General features: G+C 72.2%; 21 protein-coding genes and 1 pseudogene. 13 read left to right on the forward strand and 9 right to left on the reverse strand.

From position 1 onward, the window contains the following. Positions 1–19 precede the first annotated feature (19 nt). The 4 genes from ACFYTE_RS13495 (at position 20) to ACFYTE_RS13510 (ending at position 3,085) form a co-directional block, all read left to right on the forward strand. Positions 20–562, forward strand: coding sequence for a DUF5134 domain-containing protein (locus ACFYTE_RS13495; RefSeq protein ID WP_388709030.1), 543 nt, complete (start codon positions 20–22; stop codon positions 560–562). Between the two features lie 107 nt (positions 563–669). Continuing rightward, positions 670–1,605, forward strand: coding sequence for a M56 family metallopeptidase (locus ACFYTE_RS13500; protein WP_388709032.1), 936 nt, complete (start codon positions 670–672; stop codon positions 1,603–1,605). A 43-nt stretch (positions 1,606–1,648) separates the two neighbouring features. After that, the gene (locus ACFYTE_RS13505) at positions 1,649–2,359 is read left to right on the forward strand and encodes a phosphatase PAP2 family protein (protein WP_388709034.1); all 711 of its coding nucleotides are present in this window, start codon (positions 1,649–1,651) and stop codon (positions 2,357–2,359) included. A 9-nt stretch (positions 2,360–2,368) separates the two neighbouring features. After that, positions 2,369–3,085 (forward strand): HAD family hydrolase, encoded by a 717-nt coding sequence (locus ACFYTE_RS13510; protein ID WP_388709036.1) that lies wholly within the window; start codon positions 2,369–2,371, stop codon positions 3,083–3,085. Here the strand turns inward: ACFYTE_RS13510 and ACFYTE_RS13515 are convergent. Continuing rightward, the gene (locus ACFYTE_RS13515; RefSeq protein WP_388709038.1) at positions 3,073–3,321 is read right to left on the reverse strand and encodes a DUF2630 family protein; all 249 of its coding nucleotides are present in this window, start codon (positions 3,319–3,321) and stop codon (positions 3,073–3,075) included. The two genes, ACFYTE_RS13510 and ACFYTE_RS13515, sit on opposite strands and share 13 nt — an antisense overlap. A gap of 255 nt (positions 3,322–3,576) precedes the next feature. Between ACFYTE_RS13515 and ACFYTE_RS13520 the strand changes: the two genes are divergently transcribed. Beyond that, entirely contained in the window at positions 3,577–4,299 is a 723-nt protein-coding gene (locus ACFYTE_RS13520; RefSeq protein WP_388709040.1) for a TetR/AcrR family transcriptional regulator, read from the forward strand. Here the strand turns inward: ACFYTE_RS13520 and ACFYTE_RS13525 are convergent. Beyond that, positions 4,284–5,789, reverse strand: coding sequence for an LVIVD repeat-containing protein (locus tag ACFYTE_RS13525; RefSeq protein WP_388709042.1), 1,506 nt, complete (start codon positions 5,787–5,789; stop codon positions 4,284–4,286). The genes ACFYTE_RS13520 and ACFYTE_RS13525 overlap by 16 nt on opposite strands. Positions 5,790–5,992: 203 nt before the next feature. Between ACFYTE_RS13525 and ACFYTE_RS13530 the strand changes: the two genes are divergently transcribed. Then, positions 5,993–6,646: a DUF305 domain-containing protein gene (locus ACFYTE_RS13530; protein ID WP_388709044.1), complete on the forward strand. Its 654-nt coding sequence runs from the start codon at positions 5,993–5,995 to the stop codon at positions 6,644–6,646. Positions 6,647–7,483: 837 nt separating this feature from the next. Here the strand turns inward: ACFYTE_RS13530 and ACFYTE_RS13535 are convergent. Continuing rightward, positions 7,484–7,948: a DUF6214 family protein gene (locus tag ACFYTE_RS13535; RefSeq protein ID WP_388709125.1), complete on the reverse strand. Its 465-nt coding sequence runs from the start codon at positions 7,946–7,948 to the stop codon at positions 7,484–7,486. 197 nt (positions 7,949–8,145) lie between these two features. Here ACFYTE_RS13535 and ACFYTE_RS13540 point away from each other — a divergent pair, with 197 nt between their 5' ends. Beyond that, a complete protein-coding gene (locus tag ACFYTE_RS13540; protein ID WP_388709046.1) occupies positions 8,146–9,492 on the forward strand; it encodes an FAD-dependent oxidoreductase in 1,347 nt (448 codons plus the stop codon). Positions 9,493–9,573: 81 nt separating this feature from the next. Here ACFYTE_RS13540 and ACFYTE_RS13545 read toward each other — a convergent pair whose 3' ends face one another. Continuing rightward, positions 9,574–9,930, reverse strand: a complete 357-nt coding sequence (locus tag ACFYTE_RS13545) for an ArsR/SmtB family transcription factor (protein WP_388709048.1) — start codon at positions 9,928–9,930, stop codon at positions 9,574–9,576. Positions 9,931–10,052: 122 nt separating this feature from the next. Between ACFYTE_RS13545 and ACFYTE_RS13550 the strand changes: the two genes are divergently transcribed. Next, the gene (locus tag ACFYTE_RS13550) at positions 10,053–11,132 is read left to right on the forward strand and encodes an NADH:flavin oxidoreductase/NADH oxidase (RefSeq protein ID WP_388709050.1); all 1,080 of its coding nucleotides are present in this window, start codon (positions 10,053–10,055) and stop codon (positions 11,130–11,132) included. A 320-nt stretch (positions 11,133–11,452) separates the two neighbouring features. Here ACFYTE_RS13550 and ACFYTE_RS13555 read toward each other — a convergent pair whose 3' ends face one another. Continuing rightward, positions 11,453–12,226, reverse strand: a complete 774-nt coding sequence (locus ACFYTE_RS13555; RefSeq protein WP_388709052.1) for a PaaX family transcriptional regulator C-terminal domain-containing protein — start codon at positions 12,224–12,226, stop codon at positions 11,453–11,455. Positions 12,227–12,316: 90 nt separating this feature from the next. Here ACFYTE_RS13555 and ACFYTE_RS13560 point away from each other — a divergent pair, with 90 nt between their 5' ends. Both ACFYTE_RS13560 and ACFYTE_RS13565 read left to right on the forward strand, forming a co-directional pair. Beyond that, on the forward strand, positions 12,317–13,978 hold the full coding sequence (locus ACFYTE_RS13560) for an acyl-CoA dehydrogenase family protein (RefSeq protein ID WP_388709054.1): 1,662 nt from the start codon (positions 12,317–12,319) through the stop codon (positions 13,976–13,978). A gap of 761 nt (positions 13,979–14,739) precedes the next feature. Next, positions 14,740–15,825, forward strand: coding sequence for a WD40/YVTN/BNR-like repeat-containing protein (locus ACFYTE_RS13565; RefSeq protein WP_388709127.1), 1,086 nt, complete (start codon positions 14,740–14,742; stop codon positions 15,823–15,825). Positions 15,826–16,054: 229 nt separating this feature from the next. Here the strand turns inward: ACFYTE_RS13565 and ACFYTE_RS13570 are convergent, their stop codons facing one another. The 3 genes from ACFYTE_RS13570 to ACFYTE_RS13580 form a co-directional block, all read right to left on the reverse strand. Next, complete coding sequence (locus ACFYTE_RS13570) at positions 16,055–19,063, reverse strand: family 16 glycoside hydrolase (protein WP_388709056.1); 3,009 nt, start codon at positions 19,061–19,063, stop codon at positions 16,055–16,057. Positions 19,064–19,173: 110 nt separating this feature from the next. After that, positions 19,174–19,497, reverse strand: a complete 324-nt coding sequence (locus tag ACFYTE_RS13575) for a hypothetical protein (RefSeq protein ID WP_388709058.1) — start codon at positions 19,495–19,497, stop codon at positions 19,174–19,176. Positions 19,498–20,280: 783 nt separating this feature from the next. Next, positions 20,281–20,889 (reverse strand): TetR/AcrR family transcriptional regulator, encoded by a 609-nt coding sequence (locus ACFYTE_RS13580; RefSeq protein ID WP_388709060.1) that lies wholly within the window; start codon positions 20,887–20,889, stop codon positions 20,281–20,283. Positions 20,890–20,983: 94 nt separating this feature from the next. On the opposite strand from ACFYTE_RS13580, the gene ACFYTE_RS13585 reads away from it, so the two are divergent. Further along, positions 20,984–21,733 carry an SDR family NAD(P)-dependent oxidoreductase gene (locus tag ACFYTE_RS13585; protein WP_388709062.1) on the forward strand — a complete coding sequence of 250 codons (750 nt, stop codon included), beginning with the start codon at positions 20,984–20,986 and terminating at the stop codon, positions 21,731–21,733. Positions 21,734–21,835: 102 nt separating this feature from the next. On the opposite strand, the gene ACFYTE_RS13590 is transcribed toward ACFYTE_RS13585, so the two are convergent. After that, the gene (locus ACFYTE_RS13590; RefSeq protein ID WP_388709064.1) at positions 21,836–22,513 is read right to left on the reverse strand and encodes a uracil-DNA glycosylase; all 678 of its coding nucleotides are present in this window, start codon (positions 22,511–22,513) and stop codon (positions 21,836–21,838) included. Between the two features lie 233 nt (positions 22,514–22,746). On the opposite strand from ACFYTE_RS13590, the pseudogene ACFYTE_RS13595 reads away from it, so the two are divergent. Beyond that, positions 22,747–22,959: pseudogene (locus ACFYTE_RS13595) on the forward strand (hypothetical protein); the annotation flags it as partial. Next, a complete protein-coding gene (locus tag ACFYTE_RS13600; protein ID WP_388709066.1) occupies positions 22,956–23,933 on the forward strand; it encodes an N-acetylglucosamine kinase in 978 nt (325 codons plus the stop codon). The pseudogene ACFYTE_RS13595 and the gene ACFYTE_RS13600, both read left to right, overlap by 4 nt. Positions 23,934–24,024: the final 91 nt, after the last annotated feature.

Here is a 24,024-nt window from a genome sequence, read left to right on the forward strand (position 1 = left end):
CGGGAACGGGGAGGCGCGTGTGCACGGACCGGCTTCACCGGGCTGGCTGCTGGTCGCGCTGTGCGCGCTCACCGGCGGCTACTGCCTGCTGCGGATGCGCAGCGCCGTGCCGGAACAGCGGCGCTCGGCGGGCGGCGAGGCGCTCATGGGCTTCGGCATGGCGGCGATGGCCGTGCCCGCCACGGTGTTCACCCCTCCGTCGTGGGCGTGGCCCGGGTACGCGGCCGTGTTCGGCGCGGCCGGGCTGCGCGCCCTGTGGGCGGCGCGCAGCAGGCCGCACCATCTGCACCATGCCGTGGGCGCCGCCGCGATGGTCTACATGGCGGCCGTGATGGCCACCGCCCCAGGCTCCGCCCACCACGCGCACGGCGGCGGGGTCTCCCTGGTGACCGGGCCACTGCTCCTCTACTTCACCGGCTATGCGCTGCTGTCGGGCGTGCGCCTGGTCCCGGTCGCCGCGGCGGCGGGCGGCGGCGCCGGCTGGGGCGACCGTCCGGAACTGGCGCTGGCCTGCCGGTTGTCGATGGCCATCGGCATGATGGCGATGCTGATGACGCTCTGACCGGAACCCCCCGAGCGCGCCCCGACGCCCGGCGCAAACGTTGCCTGCGTCACTTTGCGGCGACGGACCGTACCCCTGAGCGGTCCGCCGCTCATAGGGTACTGACCATGATGGTCCCCGCGGCACTGCTGCTGCTCGGCGCGCTGACCGCCGTCGTCGCCCCCCGGCTGCTCGCGCGGGCCGACTGGCCGGACCGGGAACCGGTGGTCGCCCTGTGGGTGTGGCAGTGCGTCGTGGCGGCCGTCCTGCTGTGCTGCGCCCTGTCGATGACGCTGAGCGCGGCCGCCGCCTGGCAGGCCGTCCGCGGGCATGTCTTCGCCCCGGCGCCGCGCGCGGTCGTCGACGCCTACGCCCTCGGCACGGCCGGCTCCTGGGCGGCGGCGACCGCGCTGGCGCTGGCCGGAGCGGGCCTGTGGAGCGGCGCGATGCTGGTCCGCGAGGTGCTGCGGGCCCGGGCGAGGCGCCGCCGACGACGAGCCGAACTCCTCGTGCGCTCCCCGCTGTTGCCCGGCGAGGAACCGGTGGGCGGCCGGCTCGTCGTGCTGGAGGGCGAGCGGCCCGACGCCTGGTGGCTGCCCGGCGCGGCACCGCAACTCGTCGTCACCACGGCCGCGTTGCGCCGACTGAAGGGGCGGCAGCTGGATGCCGTGCTCGCGCACGAGCAGGGCCACGCCACGGCCCGGCACGACTGGCTGCTGCACTGCTCGGGCGCGCTCGCGGGCGGTTTCCCGCAGGTGCCGGTGTTCGCCGCATTCCGCGACGAGATGCACCGGTTGGTCGAACTGGCCGCCGACGACATGGCGTCGCGTCGCTTCGGCCGGCTCACCACCGCGCTGGCCCTCGTCGAACTCAACGAGGACCGCGGGGTGTTCGGCCCCGGCCCCGCTGCGCAGGCCCATGTCCCGCAGCGTGTGCACCGGCTGCTTTCGCCCCCGGACCGGCTGACCGCGATGCGCCGGCTGCGCCTGACGGCCGCGGCGGCGCTGGTGCCGGTGATCCCGGTGCTGGTGACACTGGTGCCGGGGCTGCGGGCGCTCGGCTGACCCGGTCCGCCCGCCCGCGCCCCGCGTCCGCGAAGATCACCCCATGCGTCGAACCCCCACGGACTCCCCGCCCCGTCCCGCGGACCACCGCACCGCGGCCCGCACGGCCCGCGTCGCCCTCGCCCTGGCGGCCTGCTCCGCCGTGCTGCTCGCCCTGGTCGCGGCCGAGTGGCGTCCCCTGGTCACGCTGGATGGCGACATCGCCCGCACCACGCACCGCTGGGCCGTCACGGAGCACGGCCTCACCCGTGTCTCGCGGATCCTGACGGACTGGGTCTGGGACCCGCTGACCATGCGGCTGGTGTGCGCGGCGGCGGCCGGGTGGCTGGTGTGGCGCCACCGGGCCTGGTGGACCGCCCTGTGGCTGGTGCTGGCCTGCGCGCTGGGTACGGCGCTCCAGCAGTCCCTGAAGGCCGCCGTGGGCCGCCCCCGGCCCGTCTGGCCGGACCCCGTGGACTCGGCGCACTACGCGGCCTTCCCTTCCGGGCACGCCATGACCGCCACGGTGGTCTGCGGGCTGCTGCTGTGGCTGCTGCGCCACCTGGGCGCGGGGCGGATCCTGTGGCGCACGGCCGTCGCCGTGACCGTGGTCTGGGTGCTCGGTGCCGGGCTGACCCGGGTGTGGCTCGGCGTGCACTGGCCCTCGGACGTGCTGGGCGGCTGGCTGCTCGGCGCGCTCGTCGTGTCGCTGGCGGCGCTGGTGTACACGAGGGGCCTGGAGCGGGCCGGCGGACCGGGCGCCGCGCATCGGTAAGATCACCGCATGCGTGCCGTGCTGTTCGACTTCTCCGGGACCCTCTTTCGCGTCGAGTCCACCGAGTCGTGGCTGCGGGCCGTCCTCGCCGAGGCGGCCCTGACGCTGACCGAACCGGAGCTGACCGAGACGGCGCGGGCGCTGGAGGCGGCCGGTGCGCTGCCGGGCGGCGCGACCCCGGCGCGGCTGCCCGAGGACCTGGCCGAGGTGTGGGCCGTCCGCGACGAGAGCGCCGAGTTGCACCGGGCGGCCTACACGGGCCTGTCGCGTCGCGTGCCGCTGCCCGATCCCGGCCTGCACGACGCGCTGTACGAGCGGCACATGTCCCCGGCCGCCTGGTCCCCGTACCCCGACACCGCCGAGGTGCTGCGCACGCTCAAGGAGCGCGGTGTGCCGGTCGCCGTGGTCAGCAACATCGGCTGGGATCTGCGTCCGGTGTTCCGCGCGCACGGCCTGGACGCGTACGTGGACGCGTACGTCCTGTCGTACGAGCACGGCGTCCAGAAGCCCGACCCGCGGCTGTTCTCCGTGGCCTGTGAGACGCTCGGCACCCCACCGGCGAAGGCGCTGATGGTCGGCGACAGCCGGCCGGCGGACGGCGGCGCTGCGGCGCTGGGCTGCCGGGTGCACTTCGTGGACCATCTGCCGGTGGCCGAGCGGCCGGACGCGCTGCTGCCGGTGCTGGACCTGGTGGGCCGGCCCGGCCGGGCGGTTCAGCCCCGGTAGTCCTCGACCTGGGACGACGGCCGCACCCGCGCGTCGTCCGGGTTCTCGCCGAACTCGGACTTGGCCCGGCGCCGGCGCAGCAGGTCCCAGCACTGGTCGAGTTCGCGCTCCAGCTCACCGAGCCGCCGCCGCTCCGTGGCGCCGTCGATCTCGCCGGACGCGAGCGATTCCCGCAGCTTGCGCTCGTCCTCGACCATCTCGGTGATCCTCGCCAGGATCACCCGGTCCTGATCCATCTCCACCCGCCTCCTCGGCACGTCGCCCGTGCCCACTGTACGGACGGGCGGGCCGCTGTGCGAGACGAGTCGAGACGAGCACGGAAAGGGTGCGGCCCCCTCCTGCCGGACATGCCGGACGGTGCACGCCGCCCGCCGAGGCGATCCCCCGCGTCGCCCCGGACGGACGGCAGCCCTGGACAGGCCCGCGCATCGGCCGGGCCTGTCTGCGTTGAGTATAGTTGGCTGGCAGCCAGTCAACGCAGGAGTTACAGCATGTCCCCGCGCAGCGCCTCGGTCAATGAAGAGTTGCGGCGGCGTTCGCGCGAGCGGCTTCTGCAGGCGGCGGTCGAGCTGGTGGGCGAGCACGGATTCGAGGCGACGACCCTCGGTGCCATCGCGGACCGGGCGGGCTCGGCCCGCGGACTGGTGTCGTACTACTTCCCCGGCAAGCGCCAGCTCGTGCAGTCAGCCGTGCACCGGTTGATGCACCGCACGCTGGAGGAGGCGCTGGAGCGCGAGCCGCACACCGAGGACGGCCGGGAGCGACTGGCGAGGGCCATCGACGCGATCCTGGGGCTGGCGCGCGACCGGCCCGTCCTGATGCGCCAGCACATGGCCGGACTGCTGCAGGCCGAGGGGTTCGTGCAGTGCCCCGAGCAGCGGCGGCTGTCCGAACTGCTGGGCGACACCGTGAGCCGGTACGGCTCCCACGACGTCACCGCCGACTACCCCATGCTGCGCGCGCTGCTCATGGGCGCGATGTACGCGGCGCTGGTGCCGGGCGTGCCGATGCCGGTCCCGGTGCTGCGGGCCGAGTTGTTCAAGCGCTACCGGCTCGACTGGGAGATGGGCATTCCGCCGGACGCCGAGCCGGCGCCGGGTGGCACGTGTGCCTCGGATCTGTCGCGGTTCTTCGCCACCGGCGCGGAACCGGGGGGCCGGCCCGGGGAATCGGGCCGGCCCGGTCTACCGGATCCGGCTCATCGGTCGAAGTAGTCCGGCTGCGTCTGGACGTTGAGTTCGTCCAGCCGGATCCGGGCCGCCGGATCCGTGCGCCGGTCGCTGAGCTTCAGGACGTCGAAGCCCTTGGCGATGTCGTTCGAGTAGATGTAGCCGTTGTAGTAGTACGCCGACCAGGAACCGCCGACCACGAGCTGGTCGGTGGTGAGCGGGCCGCGCTCGAAGTAGCCGATCTCCTTCGGCTTCGACGAGTTGGTGAAGTCCCAGACGGAGACGCCGCCCTGGTACCAGGCCTGGACCATGATGTCCCTGCCCTTGACCGGGATCAGCGAGCCGTTGTGGGCGACGCAGTTCTCGGTGTCCGCCTGGTGGCGCGGGATCTTGTAGTAGCTGCGGAAGACCAGCTTGCGGTGGTCGCCCTTGCCGACGATGTCGTAGATGCCGTCCGCACCGCGGTTCGGGCCGATGGCCGCGTTGCAGGTGGCCGCGCCGCCGCCGCCCAGCTCGTCGGTGAACACCACCTTGTCGGCCTTCTGGTTGAAGGTCGCCGAGTGCCAGAACGCGAAGTTCACGTTGTCCTGGACCTGGTCGATGACCTTCGGGTGCTCCGGGTCCTTGATCGACAGCAGGATGCCGTCGCCCATGCAGGCGCCGGCCGCCAGGTCCCGCGAGGGCAGGACCGTGATGTCGTGGCAGCCGGTGGTCTTGGACACGCCCGGGTTGGTGGGCGCGCCCGGGTTGCCGCCGCCGCCGGAGCCTTCACCCGGGAAAAGCACCGGGAAGTCGACGACCGCCGCCTTCTCCGGGTGGCTGCGCGGCACCTTGATGACGGAGATGCCGTCGTGCGGCGGCTGGCAGTCGGGGTAGGTGGCGCTCGGCGAGTACGAGGAGACGTAGATGTAGACGTTCTTGCGTTCGGGCACCAGCGAGTGGGTGTGCGAACCGCAGGCGGTCTCGACGGCGGCGACGTACTTCGGGTTCTTCTTGTCGCTGATGTCGAAGACCTTCATGCCCTCCCACGAGGACTTCTCGGTCGCGGGCTGGGTGGTGCTGTTGCAACTGCTGTCGCTGCGCGAGGAGTCGGTGGACAGGAAGAGCAGGTTGCCGGAGACCGAGACGTCGTTCTGCGAGCCCGGACACAGCACCTGGGCGACCGTCCTCGGCGCCTTCGGGTTGCTGATGTCGAAGACGCGGAAGCCGTCGTAGTTGCCGGCGAAGGCGTACCTGCCCTGGAAGGCGAGGTCCGAGTTCGTCCCCGGGAGCGCGTCCTTGGGGATGTTGGTCAGGTGCTCGATGTTGGCGGAGTGGACGACCTCGTCCTGGCCGGGTATCTCACCGCTCGCGATGGCGTCGCGCACCTCGGCCCGGGCGCTCGCGGACACGTCGTCCCGCGCGGCCGTGCCGTCCCCCGGGTCGGGGGTCGCGGCGGCCGGATGGGCCGTCAGCAGCGCCGCGAGGAGCCCCACGGCCGCAGCGGCAACACCCAGGTGTCTGCGCCGCGTTCGGGCTTCGTTCAACAGGATCACTGTTTCCTCCCTGGTTCCGTTCACGTCGGAACGGGTCACGCACCCTCGAAGTATCGTCTTCATCATGCACATATCAACAGGGGGCAACGAACTCGTAATGAAGGTTTTTGATCAGTCAGCCGCCGAAGCGTGCTAGGACGTTCATCGGCACTCACCATGTGTCGGCCAGCAGTCACCCACCACGCCTGCCACAGGAGGTCGTCGTGCCCCACCGCCGAGCGTCCCTAGCGTCCTTCGCCACGGCCTCGCTGGCCGCGCTCGCCGTGCTCGGGCTCACCGGCTGCGACTCCGGTTCGGACGCCAAGCCGCCCGCGTCGAGCGGGCCTTCGGTGATCGTGCCGGGAAAGCCGGGCGAGCAGAACCGCACCCTGTCCGCCACGGACGCCGCCGAGCAGCGCGCCGAGGACGACTCCCCCAACTCGGCGGACGTCGACTACGCACGGATGATGATCCGGCATCACTCCCAGGCCCTGGAGATGACCGAACTCGTCCCGGACCGCGCCGAGTCGTCGAAGGTCAAGCGGCTGGCCGAGCGGATCGCCGCGGCCCAGGGCCCGGAGATCGCCGCCATGCGGGACTGGCTGACGTCGTACGGCAAGGACGAGCGGCCCGGGGGGCACGACCACGCCGCGATGCCGGGGATGGCGACCGAGGCGCAGCTGAAGAAGCTGCGCGCGGCACGCGGCACGGCGTTCGACGAGCTGTTCCTGACGCTGATGATCACGCATCACGAGGGCGCGCTCACCATGGCGACCGACGCCAAGGCGCAGGGCAACAACATCCGGATCGAGGAGATGGCCGACGACGTGGTCGCCCAGCAGACCAGCGAGATCGCCCGCATGCGGGACATGCGATGACGCCGGCCACCGCCGCCCACGGCGGCCCCGACGGGCCGCCACCACACGCCGGACGCACCGACGCCATGCCCGAGGCTCGACCGACGCCACGGGCCAGGCCGGACAGCCGCCGCGCCTGAAACGGAACCGCCCCACCCTCGAACGGTCCGGCGCCACGCGTGACACGGCGTCGCCCCCACCGCCAGACCGGACCGACGACACGCGTGAGATGGGGTCGATGCCCCACATGGCGCGAGGCCGGTGCCTCGCACGGCGCGGGGTCGGTGCCTCACGTGGCGCGGGGCCGGTGCCCCACACGGCGCGGGGCCGGTGCCCCACATGGCGCGGGGCCGGTGCCCCACATGGCGCGAGGTCGATGCCTCACACGGCGCGAGGTCGATGCCCCCACATGGCACGAGGCCGGTGCCCCACATGGCGCGAGGCCGGTGCCCGACATGGCGCGAGGCCGGTGCCTCACACGGCGCGAGGTCGATGCCCCCACACGCGCGAGGTCGATGCCTCACACGGCGCGAGGTCGATGCCCCCACACGGCGCGAGGCCGGTGCCCCACACGCGCGAGGTCGATGCCCCCACACGGCGCGAGGCCGGTGCCCTACACGCGCGAGGTCGGCGCCTCACACGGCGCGAGGTCGATGCCCCCACACGCCGCGAGGCCGGTGCCCCACGGGGTGCGGGGTCGGCGCCGTGCGCCACACGGGGTCGAGTTACGCGTCGGAGCGGATCGATGCCGTGCGTGAGACGGGACCGACCCGCCCTCAGCCCGGGACCGACCCCACTCGTCGGACCGGACCGACGCCACGCCTGGGGCGAGGGCCGGTGCCCAGGCCAGTGGTGGGGTCAGCGGCGTGCGTGGCGTGGGGGCAGGAGGCCCGCGTCACGGGCCTGTGCGATCAGGACGAGCGACTTGCGGCGCCCGTACCCGGTCGCGGACATCACCGCGAGGACGGGGTCCGCGCCCTCCTCCTGGGCGGCCAGGTACGCGCGCGCGACCTGCCGGCGTCCCTCGTCGCCGCGCGGCCAGGCCGGGCGGGCCCGTGCCGCCGGCGCCGTCCCGCCCTCGGCGCCCGGCTCCGCGCCGAGGCCGCATGCCTGGAGCAGCGGCTCCTCGATCCAGTCGGCCAGCACCGTCAGGTCGTCCGGGGACAGCGCGGGCCGGGCCCGGACGTCCTCGAAGAAGACGCATCCCTCGCAGACCACGGCGAGCACATCGATCCGGGCGCCGTCGGCGAACGCAAGCCGGACGGTGAACCACGACGCGGCACTCTCGCCCTCCCGTACCTCCCACGCGGGCCCCACCGACACCGTGCCGTCCGCGGGGCGACGGTCGGAAAGATCAAGAAAGGATGCTTCCAGCACATACGCAAAGTAACCGCATGATCACATCCCGGCGGCAACAGACACGCACGCCCGTCACCCCGCCGAACCCTGTCAGCGGACCCCGGGCGGTGCAATGCTGGAGCCACCAGCACCCCTGCACCTCTTGGGGTTAGGAGTCCGCCGTGTTGCGTGTCGCCGTCGTCGGTTCCGGGCCGAGCGGGTGCTACACCGCCCAGAGCCTGGTTCAGCAGGACCCCGACGTGCTCGTGGACGTCCTGGACCGACTGCCGTGCCCGTACGGACTGGTGCGCTACGGAGTGGCCCCGGACCACGAGAAGATCAAGTCGCTGCAGCAGAACCTGCGGGCGGTCCTGGAGGAGGACCGGGTGCGGTTCCTGGGCGGCGTCCGGGTCGGCGGCCCCGGCGGGCCGGACGTGACGCTGCTGCGCGGGCTGTACCACGCGGTGGTGTACTGCGTGGGGGCCGCCGCCGACCGCCATCTCGGCATTCCGGGCGAGAACCTGTCCGGCAGCTGGTCGGCGACCGAGTTCGTGTCCTGGTACAGCGCGCACCCGGACGCCGCCGACGCCGGCTTCCTGCGGGACGCCCGGTCGGCCGTGGTCATCGGCGTCGGCAATGTCGCGGTGGACGTCACACGGATGCTGGCCCGCGGCACGGCGGAGCTGAGCCCGACCGACATGCCGCAGAACGCGCTGACCGCGCTGGCTGCGAGCCGGGTGTCCGAGGTCCTGATGGTCGGCCGGCGCGGGCCCTCGCAGGCGCGTTTCACCACCAAGGAGCTGCGCGAGCTGGGCGGGCTGCCCGGCACCGATGTCGGCGTGGACCCCGCCGAGCTGGCCATGGATCCGGCGTACGCCGACCCGTCCGGGCTGCCCGCGCCGCGGCGCCGCAATCTGGAGGTACTGCGCGACTGGGCGGCGCGGGAGCCCGGCGGCGCGGCGCGCCGGATCGGGCTGCGCTTCTTCCTGCGCCCCGTGGAACTGCTCGGCGACGGCGGGCGGGTGGCCGCGGTCCGCTTCGAGCGTACGGCGCCGGACGGCCGTGGCGGAGTGACGGGGACCGGCCGGTTCGAGACCGTCGAGGCCCAGTTGGTGCTGCGGTCGGTCGGCTATCGCGGGGTGCCGCTCGCGGGGCTGCCGTTCGACGCGGCCGACGGCACGGTGCCGAACGAGCGGGGCCGTGTGCTGCGCGACGGCATGGCGAGTCCGGGTGAGTACGTGGCCGGGTGGATCAAGCGCGGCCCGACGGGGGTCATCGGCACCAACCGTCCGTGCGCCAAGGAGACGGTCGCCGCCCTGCTCGCGGACGCGCCCGCGCTGCTGCGCCGGGAGGTGCCGCGTGATCCCGCGCGGGCACTGCGGGCCGAGGGGATCGAGCCGGTCGAGTGGGCGGGCTGGCGGGCGATCGAGCGGGCCGAGGCGGCACTGGGGGCGCGGCTCGGCCGACGCGTGGTCAAGCTGGCCGACTGGGACTCGCTCCTGGCGGCGGCTCGCACGGCCGCCCCGTAGTCGCCGTCGGGCTCCCGTCGCCGGGCGTGCCCCGGCCGGCGCAGGACAGCGATCGACGAAACCGCCTTTGCGAAGGCCGGTTCAGTCGTCGGCGACCAGCCGGGCGGCCTGCCGGGCGGCAGCGGCGAGAACGCTGTCGAGCAGTCCCGGGAAGAGAGCGTCCAGGTCGCCGTTGCGCAGGCCGTTCATCTTGGCCGTGCCCCGGTAGACCTGCCGGATCACCCCCGACTCGCGCAGCACCCGGAAGTGGTGCGTGGTGGTCGACTTGGTGACCGGCAGGTCGAACTGCGAACAGGACATCTCATCGTCCACGGCGGCGAGTTCGCGCACGATCTGCAGTCGCAGCGGATCGGAGAGCGCGTGCAGCACGCCCTCCAGGCGGATCTCGTCACGCCCGGGGTGCTCCAGCTCGCGGCTGGTCACGGAGGTACTGGTCACGGCGGCTCACCTTCGTCGTCGATCCCTCATTGTACGAGAGGCATCATAGTTTGACATTCCCCGTACTACGATGTCTATCGTACGAAGGACGACCGGCCTCATGACGACGATTGGAGTCCACCGTGAGTGCGCTCTTCGAGCCCATCACCCTGCGCGAAACGACCATGGCCAACCGGGTCTGGATGGCGCCGATGTGCCAGTACTCGGCCGAGCCGGAGGGCCCCGAGCAGGGCGCGCCGCACGACTGGCACTTCGCGCACTACGCGGCGCGGGCGACCGGCGGCACCGGCCTGATCCTCACCGAGGCCACCGCGATCTCGCCCGAGGGCCGGATCTCGCCGTACGACCTCGGCATCTGGAACGACACCCAGGTGGCCGCGTTCCGCCGGATCACGCGCTTCCTCGTAGGCCAGGGCACGGTGCCCGGTATCCAGCTCGCGCACGGCGGCCGCAAGTCCTCGACGGACCGGCCGTGGAAGGGCGGCGCTCCCGTCGGACCCGAGGCGCACGGCTGGCAGCCGCTCGGGCCGAGCCCGGTCGCCTTCACCACCGGCCATCCGGTGCCCCACGAGCTGACGGTCGATCAGATCGCGGAGATCGTGGACCAGTTCGCGGCGGCGGCCGAGCGCGCGCTCGCCGCGGGCTTCGAGGTCGCCGAGGTCCATGGCGCGCACGGCTACCTGATCAACGAGTTCCTCTCGCCGCACTCGAACCAGCGCACCGACGCGTACGGCGGCTCGTACGCGAACCGGATCTGCTTCGCCCTCGAAGTCGTCGACGCGGTGCGTGCGGTGTGGCCGGACGACAAGCCGCTGTTCTTCCGCACCTCCGCGACGGACTGGCTGGAGGACGGCGGCTGGACCGCGGACGACACGGTCCGCTTCGCCGGCGAACTGCACGCCCACGGCGTCGACCTGCTCGACGTGTCAACCGGCGGCAACGCATCCGGCGTCCGCATCCCCACCGGCCCGGGGTACCAGGTGCCCTTCGCCGCGCGCGTGAAGGCCGAGACGCCGCTGCCGGTGGCCGCGGTCGGCCTGATCACCGACGTCGAGCAGGCGGCGAAGATCGTGGCCAACGACGAGGCGGACGCGGTGCTGCTGGGCCGTGAACTGCTGCGCAACCCGTCCTGGGCGCGGCACGCCGCGCGGCAGCTGGGCGCCACGGTGCGGGTGCCGGACCAGTATCACCGCTCGGTGTGAGCACGACGGGGCGCCGCACGGCCGCAACGGCCCCACCGGCACGCCGTATCCACGCGGGTTGAGGTGCAGCCGGTCCCCGACGTGCCGAGCGGCCCGCACCCGGCCCCTGTCGCCCGGGTCGCGGGCCGCCCGGTCGAACCCGGGCACCGCGTGCGGAGCCGGCCGTTCACTCACCTCCGGACACCTCCCGCTCCGCGGGAGCGGACCCAGTACAAGCGGACGATCAACGTCGACAGCGTCTAGGCGACCTACACAAGTACGCGTCGTCCGACCTCACCTACAGGTGAGCCCGCCGGGCCATGAGAGAGCGCTGAGGGCCGTCACCGCGGATGGCGGCCCTCAGCGCTGCCCCGGCCGCTGACCGCTCCGGTCAGTTCGTGCTGGTAGTCCGTGTACGCGGTGCGCAGCGGGGTGCCCGGCCAGTCGGCGGGCAGCAGGGCGGGCGGCAGCACGGGGTCGGTGAGGAGGTGGCGTACGACCGCGGCGTAGCCGGTGAGGCGGTCGGCGGGACGGTCCGTCCGGGCCACGTGGGCGAGCAGGGCGCGGCCGGTGGCGGCCCAGGCGTCGAGCGGCCACAGGAGGGCGACCAGGTCGCGCGGCGGGCGCTGAGGGCGTGCGGTGTAGTGCTGGGCCACGCGCTCCAGGTCGTCCGGCAGCGGGCGGGCGAGGTTCGCGGGCCGCAGCCATACGCCCTCGCGGAGTTCCGCCAGCCGCAGGGAGGTCAACCGGCCGCGCAGGTCGGCGCGTTCGGCGGGGCCGCGGCCGGTCGCCGTGATCACCACCATCTCCCAGTCGCCGTCCCACGCACGCGTGCCGGGATGCAGCGCGTCGTCCTGACGGCGCTGGCGGGCCAGCAGCCGGTCGCTGAGGCCGTAGACGGTGTCCGTGCGCCGCAGGTCGCCGGCGCTCACCATCCGGCTGAGCGCCGCCCGCAGGGTGGAGCCGCCGACCCCGAAGGGCTCGACCAGCCGCACGAGGTCCTTGACCGGCAGCCGCGGCGGATGGGCGCCGAGCAGCAGACTCAGCACCACCGACCGGGCGGACAGCGGCCTCAGGGCCGGCTCGCCGGGTTGCGCCGGCACGTTCATCCGCATGGGCACGTACTTTACGGGCGGCTTCCTGCTGTAGGGGCGACTTCCTGTTGCAACATTGCTACGACCGCAGAGAGAGTGCAACATGGCCGTATGGTCTCGACACCCGCTCCCGCGCACCCGCGGCACGCCACCCATGACGTCACCAACCAGGCCCCTCCGTCGGTCCCGTACGACGCCTCCGAGGACCCGGCCCTGCTGGAGGGGCTGCGCCGGGAGGGTGCGGGCTGGGCCGAGGAGGAGGTCCGGCTCCTCGGCCGGCGGGCCGGCAGCGCCGAGGCACAGGAGTGGGGCGAACTGGCCAACCGGCACGAGCCCCTGCTGCGCACCCACGACCGGTACGGCAACCGGATCGACGAGGTCGAGTTCCACCCCGCCTGGCACCATCTGATGCGGGTCGCGGTCGGCGCGGGCCTCGCGGGCGCGCCCTGGGCCGACGCCCGGCCCGGCGCGCACGTCGCCCGCACGGCGGGCGGGCTGGTGTGGGGGCACACGGATGCCGGACACGGCTGCCCGACGTCGATGACGTACGCGGCCGTCCCCGCGCTGCGCGCCCAGCCGGACCTCGCCAAGGTCTACGAACCGCTGCTGACCGGCCGGGAGTACGACCCCGTGCTGCGCGTACCCACCGAGAAGCCAGGCCTGCTCGCCGGGATGGGCATGACCGAGAAGCAGGGCGGCTCCGACGTCCGGACCAACACCACCGCGGCCACCCCCACCGCCGAGCCCGGCGTGTACACGCTGCGCGGGCACAAGTGGTTCACGTCGGCGCCGATGTGCGACGTCTTCCTGGTGCTGGCCCAGGCCCCGGGCGGCCTGTCCTGCTTCCTGGTGCCGCGCGTGCTGCCGGACGGCAGCCGCAACACGTTCCGCATCCAGCGGCTGAAGGACAAGCTGGGCAACCGCTCCAACGCCTCCTCCGAGCCGGAGTTCGACGAGACCGTGGCCTGGCTGGTCGGCCCGGAGGGCCGGGGCGTCAAGACGATCATCGAGATGGTCAACTGCACCCGCCTGGACTGCGTGATGTCGTCGGCCACCCTGATGCGCAAGAGCCTCGTCGAGGCGGGGCACCATGCCCGCCATCGCAGCGCGTTCGGCGCGCGGCTGCTCGACCAGCCGCTGATGCGCAACGTCCTCGCCGATCTCGCGCTGGAGTCGGAGGCCGCCACGACGCTCACCCTGCGGCTGGCCGGTGCGGCGGACCGCGCGGTGCGCGGGGACGAAGGGGAGCGGGCGTTCCGGCGGATCGCGACCGCCGTCGGCAAGTACTGGGTCACCAAGCGGGGTCCGGCCTTCACGGCGGAGGCCCTGGAGTGCCTGGGCGGCAACGGCTACGTGGAGGAGTCGGGCATGCCGCGGCACTACCGGGAGGCACCGCTGCTGTCGATCTGGGAGGGCTCGGGGAACGTCAACGCGCTCGATGTGCTGCGGGCACTCGGCCGGGAGCCGGGGGCGGCGGACGCCCTGTTCGCCGAACTCGCCCTGGCGCGCGGGGCGGACGCCCGGCTGGACGCGGCCGTCGCCCGGCTCAAGGACCGGTTGGCCGAGACCGACCAGGTGGGCGCGCGCCGGCTGGTCGAGGCGATGGCCCTGGCGCTCCAGGCCTCCCTGCTGGTCCGGCACGCCCCGGCCGCGATCGCCGACGCGTTCTGCGCGTCCCGGCTGGGCGGGGACTGGGGCCACGCCTTCGGCACGCTGCCCGCCGGGGCCGACCTGAACGCGATCCTGGACCGCGCGCTGCCCGGCGGGGCCTGACCACGGGACGGTTCGGACCACCGGCCCGTCCGGCGCTCCGGACCGGCGGCCCCACTGCCCCGCGTGCGCCATCACGCCCGGCCCGCCGCCCCGCCGGCTGCCGGCGCCCGCCTCACCCGGTACGGCCGTATCGGGCCGTGGCCGCGCCGGGTCCCACCACCCCAAGCGGCACCGCCTTCCGGCCGAGCACGCAGGGCAAGGCCATGAAACAGGGGACACCGCCCCCGACCGCCCCGGCACGACCGCCCACGCGATGGCAGTGACGCGAGCCCGAATCGGGGAGACGGGGCAGTTCCGGCGGGCGAGCCGCGGACCGGTCGGGAGCGTGACGGGCGGGTCGGGACGTCCGGGCTGTGGCCCCGGTCTCCGACTGGTGGACCGGGTCACGGAGGGACGCCGGGTGGTGGGCCTCGGGGGTGGCGCGTGCTCGACGGGCCTGGACATCGGGAGCCCGGTGATCGCAACGGGCCAAGCCGTGCGGAGGTGAGCGCCGAGCGCCACCCGGTCCGCCACCGTGTGGGCACGGCGTCCGAGCGGGTCGCGCCGTCGGTGCCATGGCCGTACCACGGTCGTCGCGCGCAGCGCCCGGACCCGGCGCCCGGGGTGGCTGGCCGGAATCCGCCTAGGATGTTCCTACGGACGGCTGGCCGCACCGTCCTGACCTGCGGTGATTGCGAGGCAGGGGTGACTGTCAGTGGTGGGGTGCAGACTGGCCGGTGTCTGAGGACCAGCTGTGCGACGACACCCCGGAGGTGATCGGCATGACAGAGGTACTGCTCGCCGTGGGCACCCGCAAGGGCCTGTTCATCGGGCGACGGCGGGAGAACGCCTGGGAGTTCGACGAGAGCCCCTACTTCAACGCGCAGGCGATCTACTCGGTCGCCATCGACACCCGCGGCGGCAGCCCACGCCTGCTCGTCGGCGGCGACAGCGCCCACTGGGGCCCGTCCGTCTTCCACTCCGACGACCTGGGCCGCAGATGGACCGAACCCGCCAGGCCCGCGGTCAAGTTCCCCAAGGACACCGGGGCATCGCTGGAGCGGGTGTGGCAGATGCACCCGGCGGCAGCGGAACCGGACGTGGTGTACGCGGGCACGGAACCGGCGGCGCTGTACCGCTCCGAGGACCGCGGGGAGAGCTTCGAACTGGTCCGGCCCTTGTGGGAGCACCCCACCCGGGGCCGATGGGTGCCGGGCGGCGGCGGGGAGGGACTGCACACCGTCGTCACCGACCCGCGCGATCCGAAGGCGGTGACCGTGGCGGTCTCCACGGCCGGCGTGTTCCGCACCACGGACGGCGGTGCGAGCTGGACCCCGTCCAACTCCGGTGTGTCCGCGGTGTTCCTGCCGGATCCGGACCCGGAGTTCGGCCAGTGCGTTCACAAGATCGCGCAGGACGCGGGCAGCCCGGACCGGCTGTATCTGCAGAACCACTGGGGCGTGTACCGCAGCGACGACTCCGGCGCGCACTGGACGGACATCGGCGAGGGGCTGCCGTCCACCTTCGGCTTCGCGGTGGCGGCCCACCCGCACCGCGCCGGCACCGCGTACGTCTTCCCGATCAACGCCGACGCCGACCGGGTGCCCGCCGGCCGCCGCTGCCGGGTCTTCCGCACGGCGGACGCGGGCAGAAGCTGGGAGCCGCTGACGGCCGGCCTGCCGTCGGAGGACCACTACGGGACGGTGCTGCGGGACGCGCTGTGCACCGACGGCGGCGACCCGGCGGGCGTGTACTTCGGCAACCGCAACGGCGAGGTGTTCGCGTCGGCCGACGACGGAGACAGCTGGCGCCAGTTGGCGTCCCATCTGCCGGACGTGCTGTGTGTACGGGCCGCGGTCCTCGGCTGAGGCCGCGGCCGGAGAAGGAGGGGGTTGGCCGTGCGGGCCACCGGTCCGGTCAACCTCGGTCGGTCCTCGGGCCTCCGCTTGAACACCGACCGGCGAGCGGCAGCGGGGTGATGCCCGCGGCACCACGGCCCTTGCGTGACATCGCGCCGCCCGACCGCGCAGAACGGGAAAGGGCGCGCCCACGACCTCGTGGGCACGCCCCGCCGCTGCGCGACCGCGGTGCGGTGCGTCAGCTCAACGGTTCCACCCGGAGGTTGCGGAACCGCACCTTGTTCCCGTGGTCCTGCAGACGGATCGCCCCGGCCGACGGCCCCTCCGGCGCACCGGCGCCGGTCGGCCCGTCGATCGCGACGTCGTCGTGGACCTTCTTGCCGTTCCACACGACCGTCACCCGCGCGTCGGCGGTCTTACGGCCGCTGTCGTCGAACCGCGCCGCGCGGAACGTGATGTCGTATGTCTGCCAGGTCTCCGGCGCCGTCGCCGCGTTCACGTCGGGGGCCTTCTTCAGGTAGATCGCCCCGGCTTCGTTGGTGTCGAGCGTGGTGTCACCGTACGAGTCGAGGATCTGCAACTCGTAGCGGTCCTGAAGGTAGACGCCGCTGTTGCCGCGGTTCTGGCCGGTGACGTCGTCCGGTAGCAGTGGAACCCGGAACTCCACGTGCAGTTCGAAGTCCTGGTAGGCCTCCTTGGTGCGGATGTCGCCGCAGCACACCTCCATCGACTGCTCGGCGGCGAGCGGCCACGCCACGGACCGCCCGTCCGTGTGCTGCCACTGCGCCTGGGAGGCGGTGGTGCCGTCGAAGAGGGTGACCGTGGCGCCGTGCGGACGCACGGTGATCAGGTCGAGGTTGACATGACCTGTGTCTCCGGCGTCGAAGCGGTACGCGAGGGTGTTGTGGCCCGCGCGCAGGCTGACGCGTTCGGTCCGGGTCGACCAGGTGTCCCATGTGCCCGTGGAGGGGAGTTTTGTCTGGCGTAGCTTCTCCCCATTGGCGTACAGGGAGAGGGACTTGGTGCCCTGGAAGGGGTTGGGGCCGTTCGAGTAGCGCAGGTTCACGTCGTACTCGCCGGCCTTGGGGACCGTCACGTCGAACGTCGTGGCCACCTTGCCCTCGGTGGCGTAGCGGTCGACGAAGCCGCTGCCCGAGTACCCGGTGTGGTCGGTGTTGATGCCGGCCTTGCCGGTGAGGCGCGCCTCCTCGGCCTCGTACAGCGTGGCGGGCGGCGGCTGCTTTCCCGGCAGCGCGTTGAGCGTGTACCAGGCCTCCGTGCTCCATAGCGTCTCGCCGGACGCGGAAGCGAAGGGGCGCGGCGAGCGCACATGTACGACGCGGCCGGGCTTGAGCCCGTCGAGACGCAGCCGGACCGTGCGGCCGTCGTCGGCCAGCGTCGCCGAGCGGACGGTGAGCCGCTCCTCGGCGATCTTCGGCCCGCCGTAGTCCGATGTCGGGGTGTAGCGCCACTGCTCGGCCTGATAGCGGGAGGCCAGCTTCTCGGCGGTGGCCTCGGACACCGGCTGGGTGTACTCCAGGTCGAAGCCGCCGGGCACGGCGCGCATCTCCTTGATGTCGAAGGTGTTGCCGCCGTTCGGCGTCAGTTTCTGCAGGCCGAACCTCAGCTTGCCTTCCTGACCCCAGTTGCCGTCGGCGCCCAGGCCGCCCGCGTAGATCGCGCCGTCGGGGCCCAGGCTGATCCGGTTGACGCCGGCTTCGAGCCCCTGCGTGTAGCGGAACACGGCTCCCTGGTACTGGCCCTTCACCTTCTCCAGATAGCCGCGCTGGAGCCCGCCGTAGGTGACGTCACCGAAGAGCATCTGCCCGGCGAACCGGCCCTTGGTCAAGTACAGAGGAGTGCTCGGGGAGTTGGCGATCTCGTTGTGCGGCAGCCACAGCACCGGCTGGGTGACGGGACGGTCGTCGAACGGGCCTGACGGCTCGGTGTAGTGGTTGAAGAAGCGGTCCTGCTTGATCTGGACGAGCTTGTTGGCCGGCAGCCAGCCCCCCTGGTTGTCGGTGGTGAAGATGCCGCCGCCCGGACCCCAGCCGATCCCGTTGGGCGTGCGCAGACCGCCCGCGATCGGATGGATCTTCCCCGTCTTCTTGCTGACCCGGTACGTGGTGCCGCGGCCCGGGGCCGGCTGCGGGGTGGTGGTCGCCCCGCCGTAGTTGATGGCGACGGACAGGTTCACGTAGAAGTAGCCGTCGCGGTAGAGCAGCCCGAAGGCGAACTCGTGGAAGTTCCCGCCGTAGGGCCAGGTGGCCACGGTGCGGTATTCGTCGGTGACGGAGTCGTGGTCGGTGTCGACGAGTTGGGTCAGCTCGTGCTTCTGCGACACGTAGAGGGAGCCGCCGACGTACTTGATGCCCATCGGCTCGCGCAGCCCGCTCGCGACCTTCTTGACGGTCACCTTGTCGCGGCTGGTGTTCCCGGTGACATGGTCGAGGAGGTACACCTCGCCCGCCTTGTTCTGGGACCCGCCCCACGTGCTGAGGGCGAGCCGGCCGTCGGGCAGCCAGTCCATACCGGTGACCTGCGGCTCGAACCCGTCCGGGCGTAGATCGGTGAGGTTGAGGTCGGGGCGCACGTCGGTGAGCGGCAGTCCGTCACCGGGGCTGTCCGCGCCGGCCTCGCACTCCTTGCGGCCCGGCGATGTGACCCGAACGACCCCGGCGTCGGTGGTCAGCGACTCGCGCGGCACGACGGTGAAGCCGGTGGCGCCCGGCGGCATCCAGGCGAGCGTGAGCTGCTGCCCGCCGGTGCGCTCGAAGTAGTCGATGCGGAACGGGTGGGAGCCTGCGGTGAGTTCGACGGCACCGTCCTTGGGCTCGGCGGCGTGCAGCCCGTCGTGGTCGATGACCGCACGGTCGTCGATGGTGAGCCGTGACCCGTCGTCGCTGGTGAGACGGAAGGTGTACGTCCCGCCCGCGGGGATGACGAGGTAACCGGAGGCCTGCGCCGAGAAGTTGTCGGCGAATCCGCCGAAGTCGTCGGTCGAGGACCAGTCCACGGTCGGCATCAGCTTGTCGTGGTTGGGCGTCTGGCCCGGCTTGAGCGTGCACAGCTTGGTGAGCGGGACCTGGGTGTCGAAGACACGCAGGGTGACACCGGGTTCCTGGGGCGGGATGTCGGCGGGAGCGGCGGCGGACGGGGACGCGGCCGCTATCCCGCTCGCGAGGAAGCCGCCGACGAGCAGAGCGGTGAGCTGTCTTCGGGCGCGGCGGAACGGATGTGGATGCATCGGTCCTCCAGGACGGGACCGGAGGCCGCCGGATCGCACTCCGGTCGAGCTATACGGAAACGCGGGTGCTGATGCCGAAGAGTCGGTACGCCTACGGTTGCGCCGTCACGCTAGGGGACTTCTGCCGAGTACGTCCATACTTTGTCATCAGTGAGTTCAAAGTCCGGCCGCCCCAGCCCGGTTGGACGCCTTCGGGACTCGGTCGCAGGCAGTCGCGCACGGAAGGAGAACACGAGGTCGTTGCCCACGGCGATCACCACGTGACCCGGGCCCGGCACGGCGAGGATGTCGCGGTCGAAGCGGGCGAGGGCGGCGGCGCCGATGCCGTCGGCGAGCATGCGGTTTCCGCCGATGCCCTGGTTGACCACGCAGCGCATCTGTCCGCCGCGGGCGGCCAGGCGCCCGGCGAGCAGGTCGGTCCAGCGTGAGTTCACCCTGAATGGTCGGCGAAATCATCCATCAGACGCCACAGCAAGAGGATGTTTCCCCCCGCCTGCCGCACACTCCCCGAGTACAGAATGTCAGGATCGTCTTCATATACCCGGACCGCAGGGTCGTGCCGTATGAGGACGTCATCGTACCGCGCAGGTGTAAACGGTTCTGCGCCGTTACTGAGGCTAAATCTGAAACGGCGCTCGCCCGGCGCCCAACGGAGAATCCCGTGGCCGTCCGCCAGTGAATAACTCGCCGCTGTGGCGCATTGCCTTGCCGCCTCAGTGATCGACAGTTCCTGACATCTCCGTGTGACATCACCTCGTAGATCAGGGGACCGTTCCAGCCAGTCCCCGGCCATGACCAGGGTTCGTTGAAGTACTTCATCATCACTGAGGTTCCCCAGTTCAAGATGCCTTTCCCAGCACCTGTCGCATACGCTCCCGGCGAAAAGGACGGTGCTGACCACGTTCCGCCGCACGTGCACATGTTTCTTTCCCGGCCGCAATTCTCCACTTGCCCTTGCGGCTGCGGAATTGGTCAGCGCCCTGCAGACTTCGCACGGTCGCCGCATCTTCAACCAGAACATTCCTGGATCGTAGCTTCACCGCCTCCCAGGGGCAGGGGGCTTCGCGGCGATCCGGCGGGGATCGCGCATCCGCCCCGCACATCGGCCGGCGCGGTGAACTGCTGCGGCTCCGGATCCGAGCAGGCGGAGCCGATGTCCTCGCAGCGGCGCCGTCCGGGCATCGCGGGCGGGCAGGCGTCCGCGGCCGGCAGGGCCGTCAGGAAGGCGGCCAGCCCTGCAGGGCCATGTCGGCCACCTGCTGCAAGTCGTCACGCGTAGCGCCGCTGGCGGCTTGGACGGCGATGCCGTTTGCCACGGCCATGACGTAGCGGGCGAGCAGCCCGGGATCGGTACCGGGCGGCAGGTCTCCTTCGTCGACGGCTTGCTGGAACCGGTCACGGAGAAGGGAAGTGGCCTCGTTGCGCCAGGCGATGAGGGCGTCGCGGGCGCTGCGTCCCGGGTCGCCGGCGGCGAGGGAGCCCTGGACGCCCAGGCACCCGGTCGGGCAGCCGGGGCGCGTGGTGGCCCGAACGGAGCCGTCCAGAAACGCGGTGGCCACCTGCCGGGCCGTCGGCTCCCGCAGGGCCCGGGCTCCGTACGAGGCGGGGCCTTCCGTGTAACGCTCCAGGGCCTTGCGGAACAGGTCCTCTTTGTTGCCGAAGGCCGCGTACATGCTGGTGCGGGTGATGCCCATGGCCTTGGTCAAGTCGGTGAGGCTGGCGCCTTCGTAGCCCTGTTCCCAGAAGACTCGCATGGCGCGTTCGAGGGCCTCGTCGGCGTCGAAACCTCTCGGTCGGCCGATCGGCGCCTTCTGTCGCGTCTCCATGCCATCGATCATACCTCTTCCGTACCGGCCGGTGCAGATGTGCTACGGTCTCTTTCAGTACCGATCGATACCGAAATCTGAGGAGGCCATGCACATGGGGCAGCTCGAAGGCAAGACCGCCGTCATCACCGGTGGCAGCACCGGGATCGGCCTGGCAACCGCCGTCCGGCTGGCAGCCGAGGGCGCGCACGTGTTCATCACCGGCCGGCGCAAGACCGCGCTGGACGCGGCCGTGGAGATCATCGGCCCGGCGGGGGCCACCGCGGTGGTGGGTGACATCTCCAACCCGACCGACCTGGATCGCCTGTACGACGCGGTCCGCGCCCGGGGCCGGGGCCTGGACGTGCTCTTCGCGAACGCGGCGAGCGCCTCGTTCGCGACACTGGAGCAGATCACCGAGCAGCACTACGACCAGACCTTCGATGTCAACGTGCGCGGCACGCTGTTCACCGTGCAGAAGGCGCTGCCTCTGCTCAACGACGGCGCATCGGTGATCCTGAACTCCTCGGTCCGCGCCGATGACGGTGTCGCGGCGTTCGGCATGTATGCGGCCTCCAAGGCGGCGATCCGGTCCTTCGCCCGGACCTGGGCCAACGAGCTGAAGGACCGGAACATCCGGGTCAACGCCATCTCCCCGGGCACCATTGACACTCCCGGGCTCGACGCTGTCGTCAGCACGGCGGACGCGCCCGTCACCAAGTCACAATTCGCCGCAGGCACCCCACTCGGCCGGATCGGGCACCCCGACGAGGTCGCCAGCGTCGTGGCTTTCCTCGCCTCGGAGCAGAGCAGCTTCATCCTCGGAGCCAACCTGTACGTCGACGGCGGCGAGACCCAGATCTGACCGTTTGAGGAGCCGGACGACGTCGAGGGTCCATGTACCACCAGCAGACCAGGAAGCCGGTGGTACTTGGCCAAGGAGACCTGGACCCAACGGGGCCGTGGCTTAAGGCAGTTGCCAGTTCACCGGCTGGGCGCCCTGGCCGGTCAGCAGGTCGTTGGCCCGGCTGAACGGGCGGGAGCCGAAGAAGCCGCGGTCCGCCGACATCGGAGACGGGTGCGCGGACTCGATCGCCGGCAAGTCCCCGAGCAGCGGCCGCAGATTACGCGCGTCACGGCCCCACAGGATCGACACCAGCGGCTTGCCGCGCCCGGCCAGCGCGCGGATGGCCTGCTCGGTGACCTCCTCCCAGCCCTTGCCCCGGTGCGCACCCGGACTGCGCGGGGCCGTCGTGAGCGCCCTGTTGAGCAGCAGCACGCCCTGCCGCGTCCACGGCGTCAGGTCGCCGTTGGACGGCCTGGCCAGCCCGAGGTCGGAGTGCATCTCCCGGAAGATGTTCTCCAGACTGCCCGGCAGCGAACGCACCTCCGGCGCCACCGCGAAACTCAACCCGATCGCCATACCGGGCGTGGGATAAGGATCCTGACCCACGATCAGGACGCGGACGTCGTCGAAGGGCTGCTGGAAAGCCCGCAGGACATTCGCCCCGGACGGAAGATACGTCCGGCCCGCCGCTATCTCGGCCCGCAGGAAGTCCCCCATCGCGGCGATCCGTTCGGCCACCGGCTCAAGAGCCTTCGCCCAGCCTGCTTCCACAAGTTCATGCAAAGGTCGTGCTGCCACGGCGCGTCACTCTACTCGCCCGCACCGGGGCCGAGCATATGCAGGGAGGCCTCCGCACACGGGCCGTCCCGCAGGCGCTACTCTTCCTCCTCGTCGAGGTCTCCGTGCCGGTCGAGCAGATCACGCAGCCGGTCACCTGGAAGGAGGGGAGCTTGTTCCGCCCAGTGCCCAAGCCACTCCGCCATGGTCATCGTCCTCGGTCCGCCCTTCGTCCCCGGCACCTTGATCCCGGAACTCCCGCACACGCGGTCGGTCTGCCCTTCTGCGTCGCCTCCGAGGTGAGGCCACTCACCACGGCCCCGCACACCCCGGGCGCACATCGCGAGTCCGCCCCTGCGTCGCCCGTGCCGGCCGACCGTGGATTCTTCGGCTCCCGTCCGTTCAGCCGGGCCGATGACCTGCTGATCCAGCAGGGGGGACAGCCGGTGGACCGGCGCCTGCCGTGAGCCGTACCGCGGCCGGGGCCGGATTCCTCGCCGTCGACTCGGGGGCGTCGGGGCTTCGGGTCACGGTCGGGGTGGCCGGGCGGGGGCCGACGGCCCAACGGGAGTCGCGGGAACCGGTCAGGACCGGGGCGCGGGGCATCGATCCCGGGCATCTGCTGGAACAACTCCTGCCCATGGTCCGCGCGTTGAGCGCGGAGACCGGGGTGACCGAACCGGCCGCTGCGGCCGTCGGCGCCGCCGGGTTCGCCACCCTGGGCGACGCGCTGCGCGCCGAACTGCCGGGCGCCCTCGCGCGGGAGCTGGGCGTACGGTCCGTCGTGCTCGCCGCCGACGCGGTGACCGCCTATGTGGGCGCCCTCGGGCCGCACCCCGGTGCCGTGGTGGCGGGGGGTACGGGGCTGATCGCCGTCGGCACCGACCTGACGGGCTGGCGGCGGGCGGACGGCTGGGGTCATCTGCTCGGCGACTGCGGCAGCGGTGCCTGGATCGGCCGGGCCGGTCTTGAGGCGGCGCTGCGCGCCCACGACGGACGCGACGGCGGCTCGGCCGCGCTGCGGGCCTGCGCCGAGGAGCAGTTCGGCCCGCTCCCCGGACTCCCCGCACTGCTGTATCCGCGCTCCGACCGGCCCGCGGTCCTCGCTTCCTTCGCGCCCCACGTGGCCGCCTGCGCTGAGCGGGACACCGTCGCGGCGGGCATCCTGCGCGTGGCGGCCCGGGACATCGCCGACTCCGCCGCCGCGGTCTGCCCGGCGTCCGGCTCGCCCCGAGTCGCCCTCACCGGCGGCCTGTTCCGGATGGGCGACCCGCTCCTTCGCCCCCTCGGACAGGAGTTGGCGAAGCGGCTGCCGCACGCGCCGCGCGTCCCCGCCCAGGGCGATCCGCTGCACGGTGCGGTGCGGATCGCCACGGACCTCGCGACCGGGCGGCTCACCCTGCCGAGCGATGAAAAGATGGTGTACTTGGTGACTCTCTGACGCTCACGGAAGCACGCAGAGGCTCCTTCTGGTCCGTACGCGACTCATCAGACAAAACCGGACGGATACCGCTCACCTGCACCCTCCCCGA

The organism is Streptomyces sp. NPDC004629 (genome assembly GCF_042873595.1).
Classification (GTDB): domain Bacteria; phylum Actinomycetota; class Actinomycetes; order Streptomycetales; family Streptomycetaceae; genus Streptomyces.

Excerpts from the sequence above, each read along its gene's own strand:
- ACFYTE_RS13520 (WP_388709040.1), top strand. The coding sequence starts at position 3,577 with ATGTCCCCGCGCAGCGCCTCGGTCAATGAAGAGTTGCGGCGGCGTTCG.
- ACFYTE_RS13560 (WP_388709054.1), top strand. The coding sequence starts at position 12,317 with ATGGTCTCGACACCCGCTCCCGCGCACCCGCGGCACGCCACCCATGAC.
- ACFYTE_RS13505 (WP_388709034.1), top strand. The coding sequence starts at position 1,649 with ATGCGTCGAACCCCCACGGACTCCCCGCCCCGTCCCGCGGACCACCGC.
- ACFYTE_RS13500 (WP_388709032.1), top strand. The coding sequence starts at position 670 with ATGATGGTCCCCGCGGCACTGCTGCTGCTCGGCGCGCTGACCGCCGTC.
- ACFYTE_RS13510 (WP_388709036.1), top strand. The coding sequence starts at position 2,369 with ATGCGTGCCGTGCTGTTCGACTTCTCCGGGACCCTCTTTCGCGTCGAG.
- ACFYTE_RS13570 (WP_388709056.1), bottom strand. The coding sequence starts at position 19,063 with ATGCATCCACATCCGTTCCGCCGCGCCCGAAGACAGCTCACCGCTCTG.
- ACFYTE_RS13565 (WP_388709127.1), top strand. The coding sequence starts at position 14,740 with ATGACAGAGGTACTGCTCGCCGTGGGCACCCGCAAGGGCCTGTTCATC.
- ACFYTE_RS13515 (WP_388709038.1), bottom strand. The coding sequence starts at position 3,321 with ATGGATCAGGACCGGGTGATCCTGGCGAGGATCACCGAGATGGTCGAG.
- ACFYTE_RS13555 (WP_388709052.1), bottom strand. The coding sequence starts at position 12,226 with ATGCGGATGAACGTGCCGGCGCAACCCGGCGAGCCGGCCCTGAGGCCG.
- ACFYTE_RS13580 (WP_388709060.1), bottom strand. The coding sequence starts at position 20,889 with ATGGAGACGCGACAGAAGGCGCCGATCGGCCGACCGAGAGGTTTCGAC.
- ACFYTE_RS13585 (WP_388709062.1), top strand. The coding sequence starts at position 20,984 with ATGGGGCAGCTCGAAGGCAAGACCGCCGTCATCACCGGTGGCAGCACC.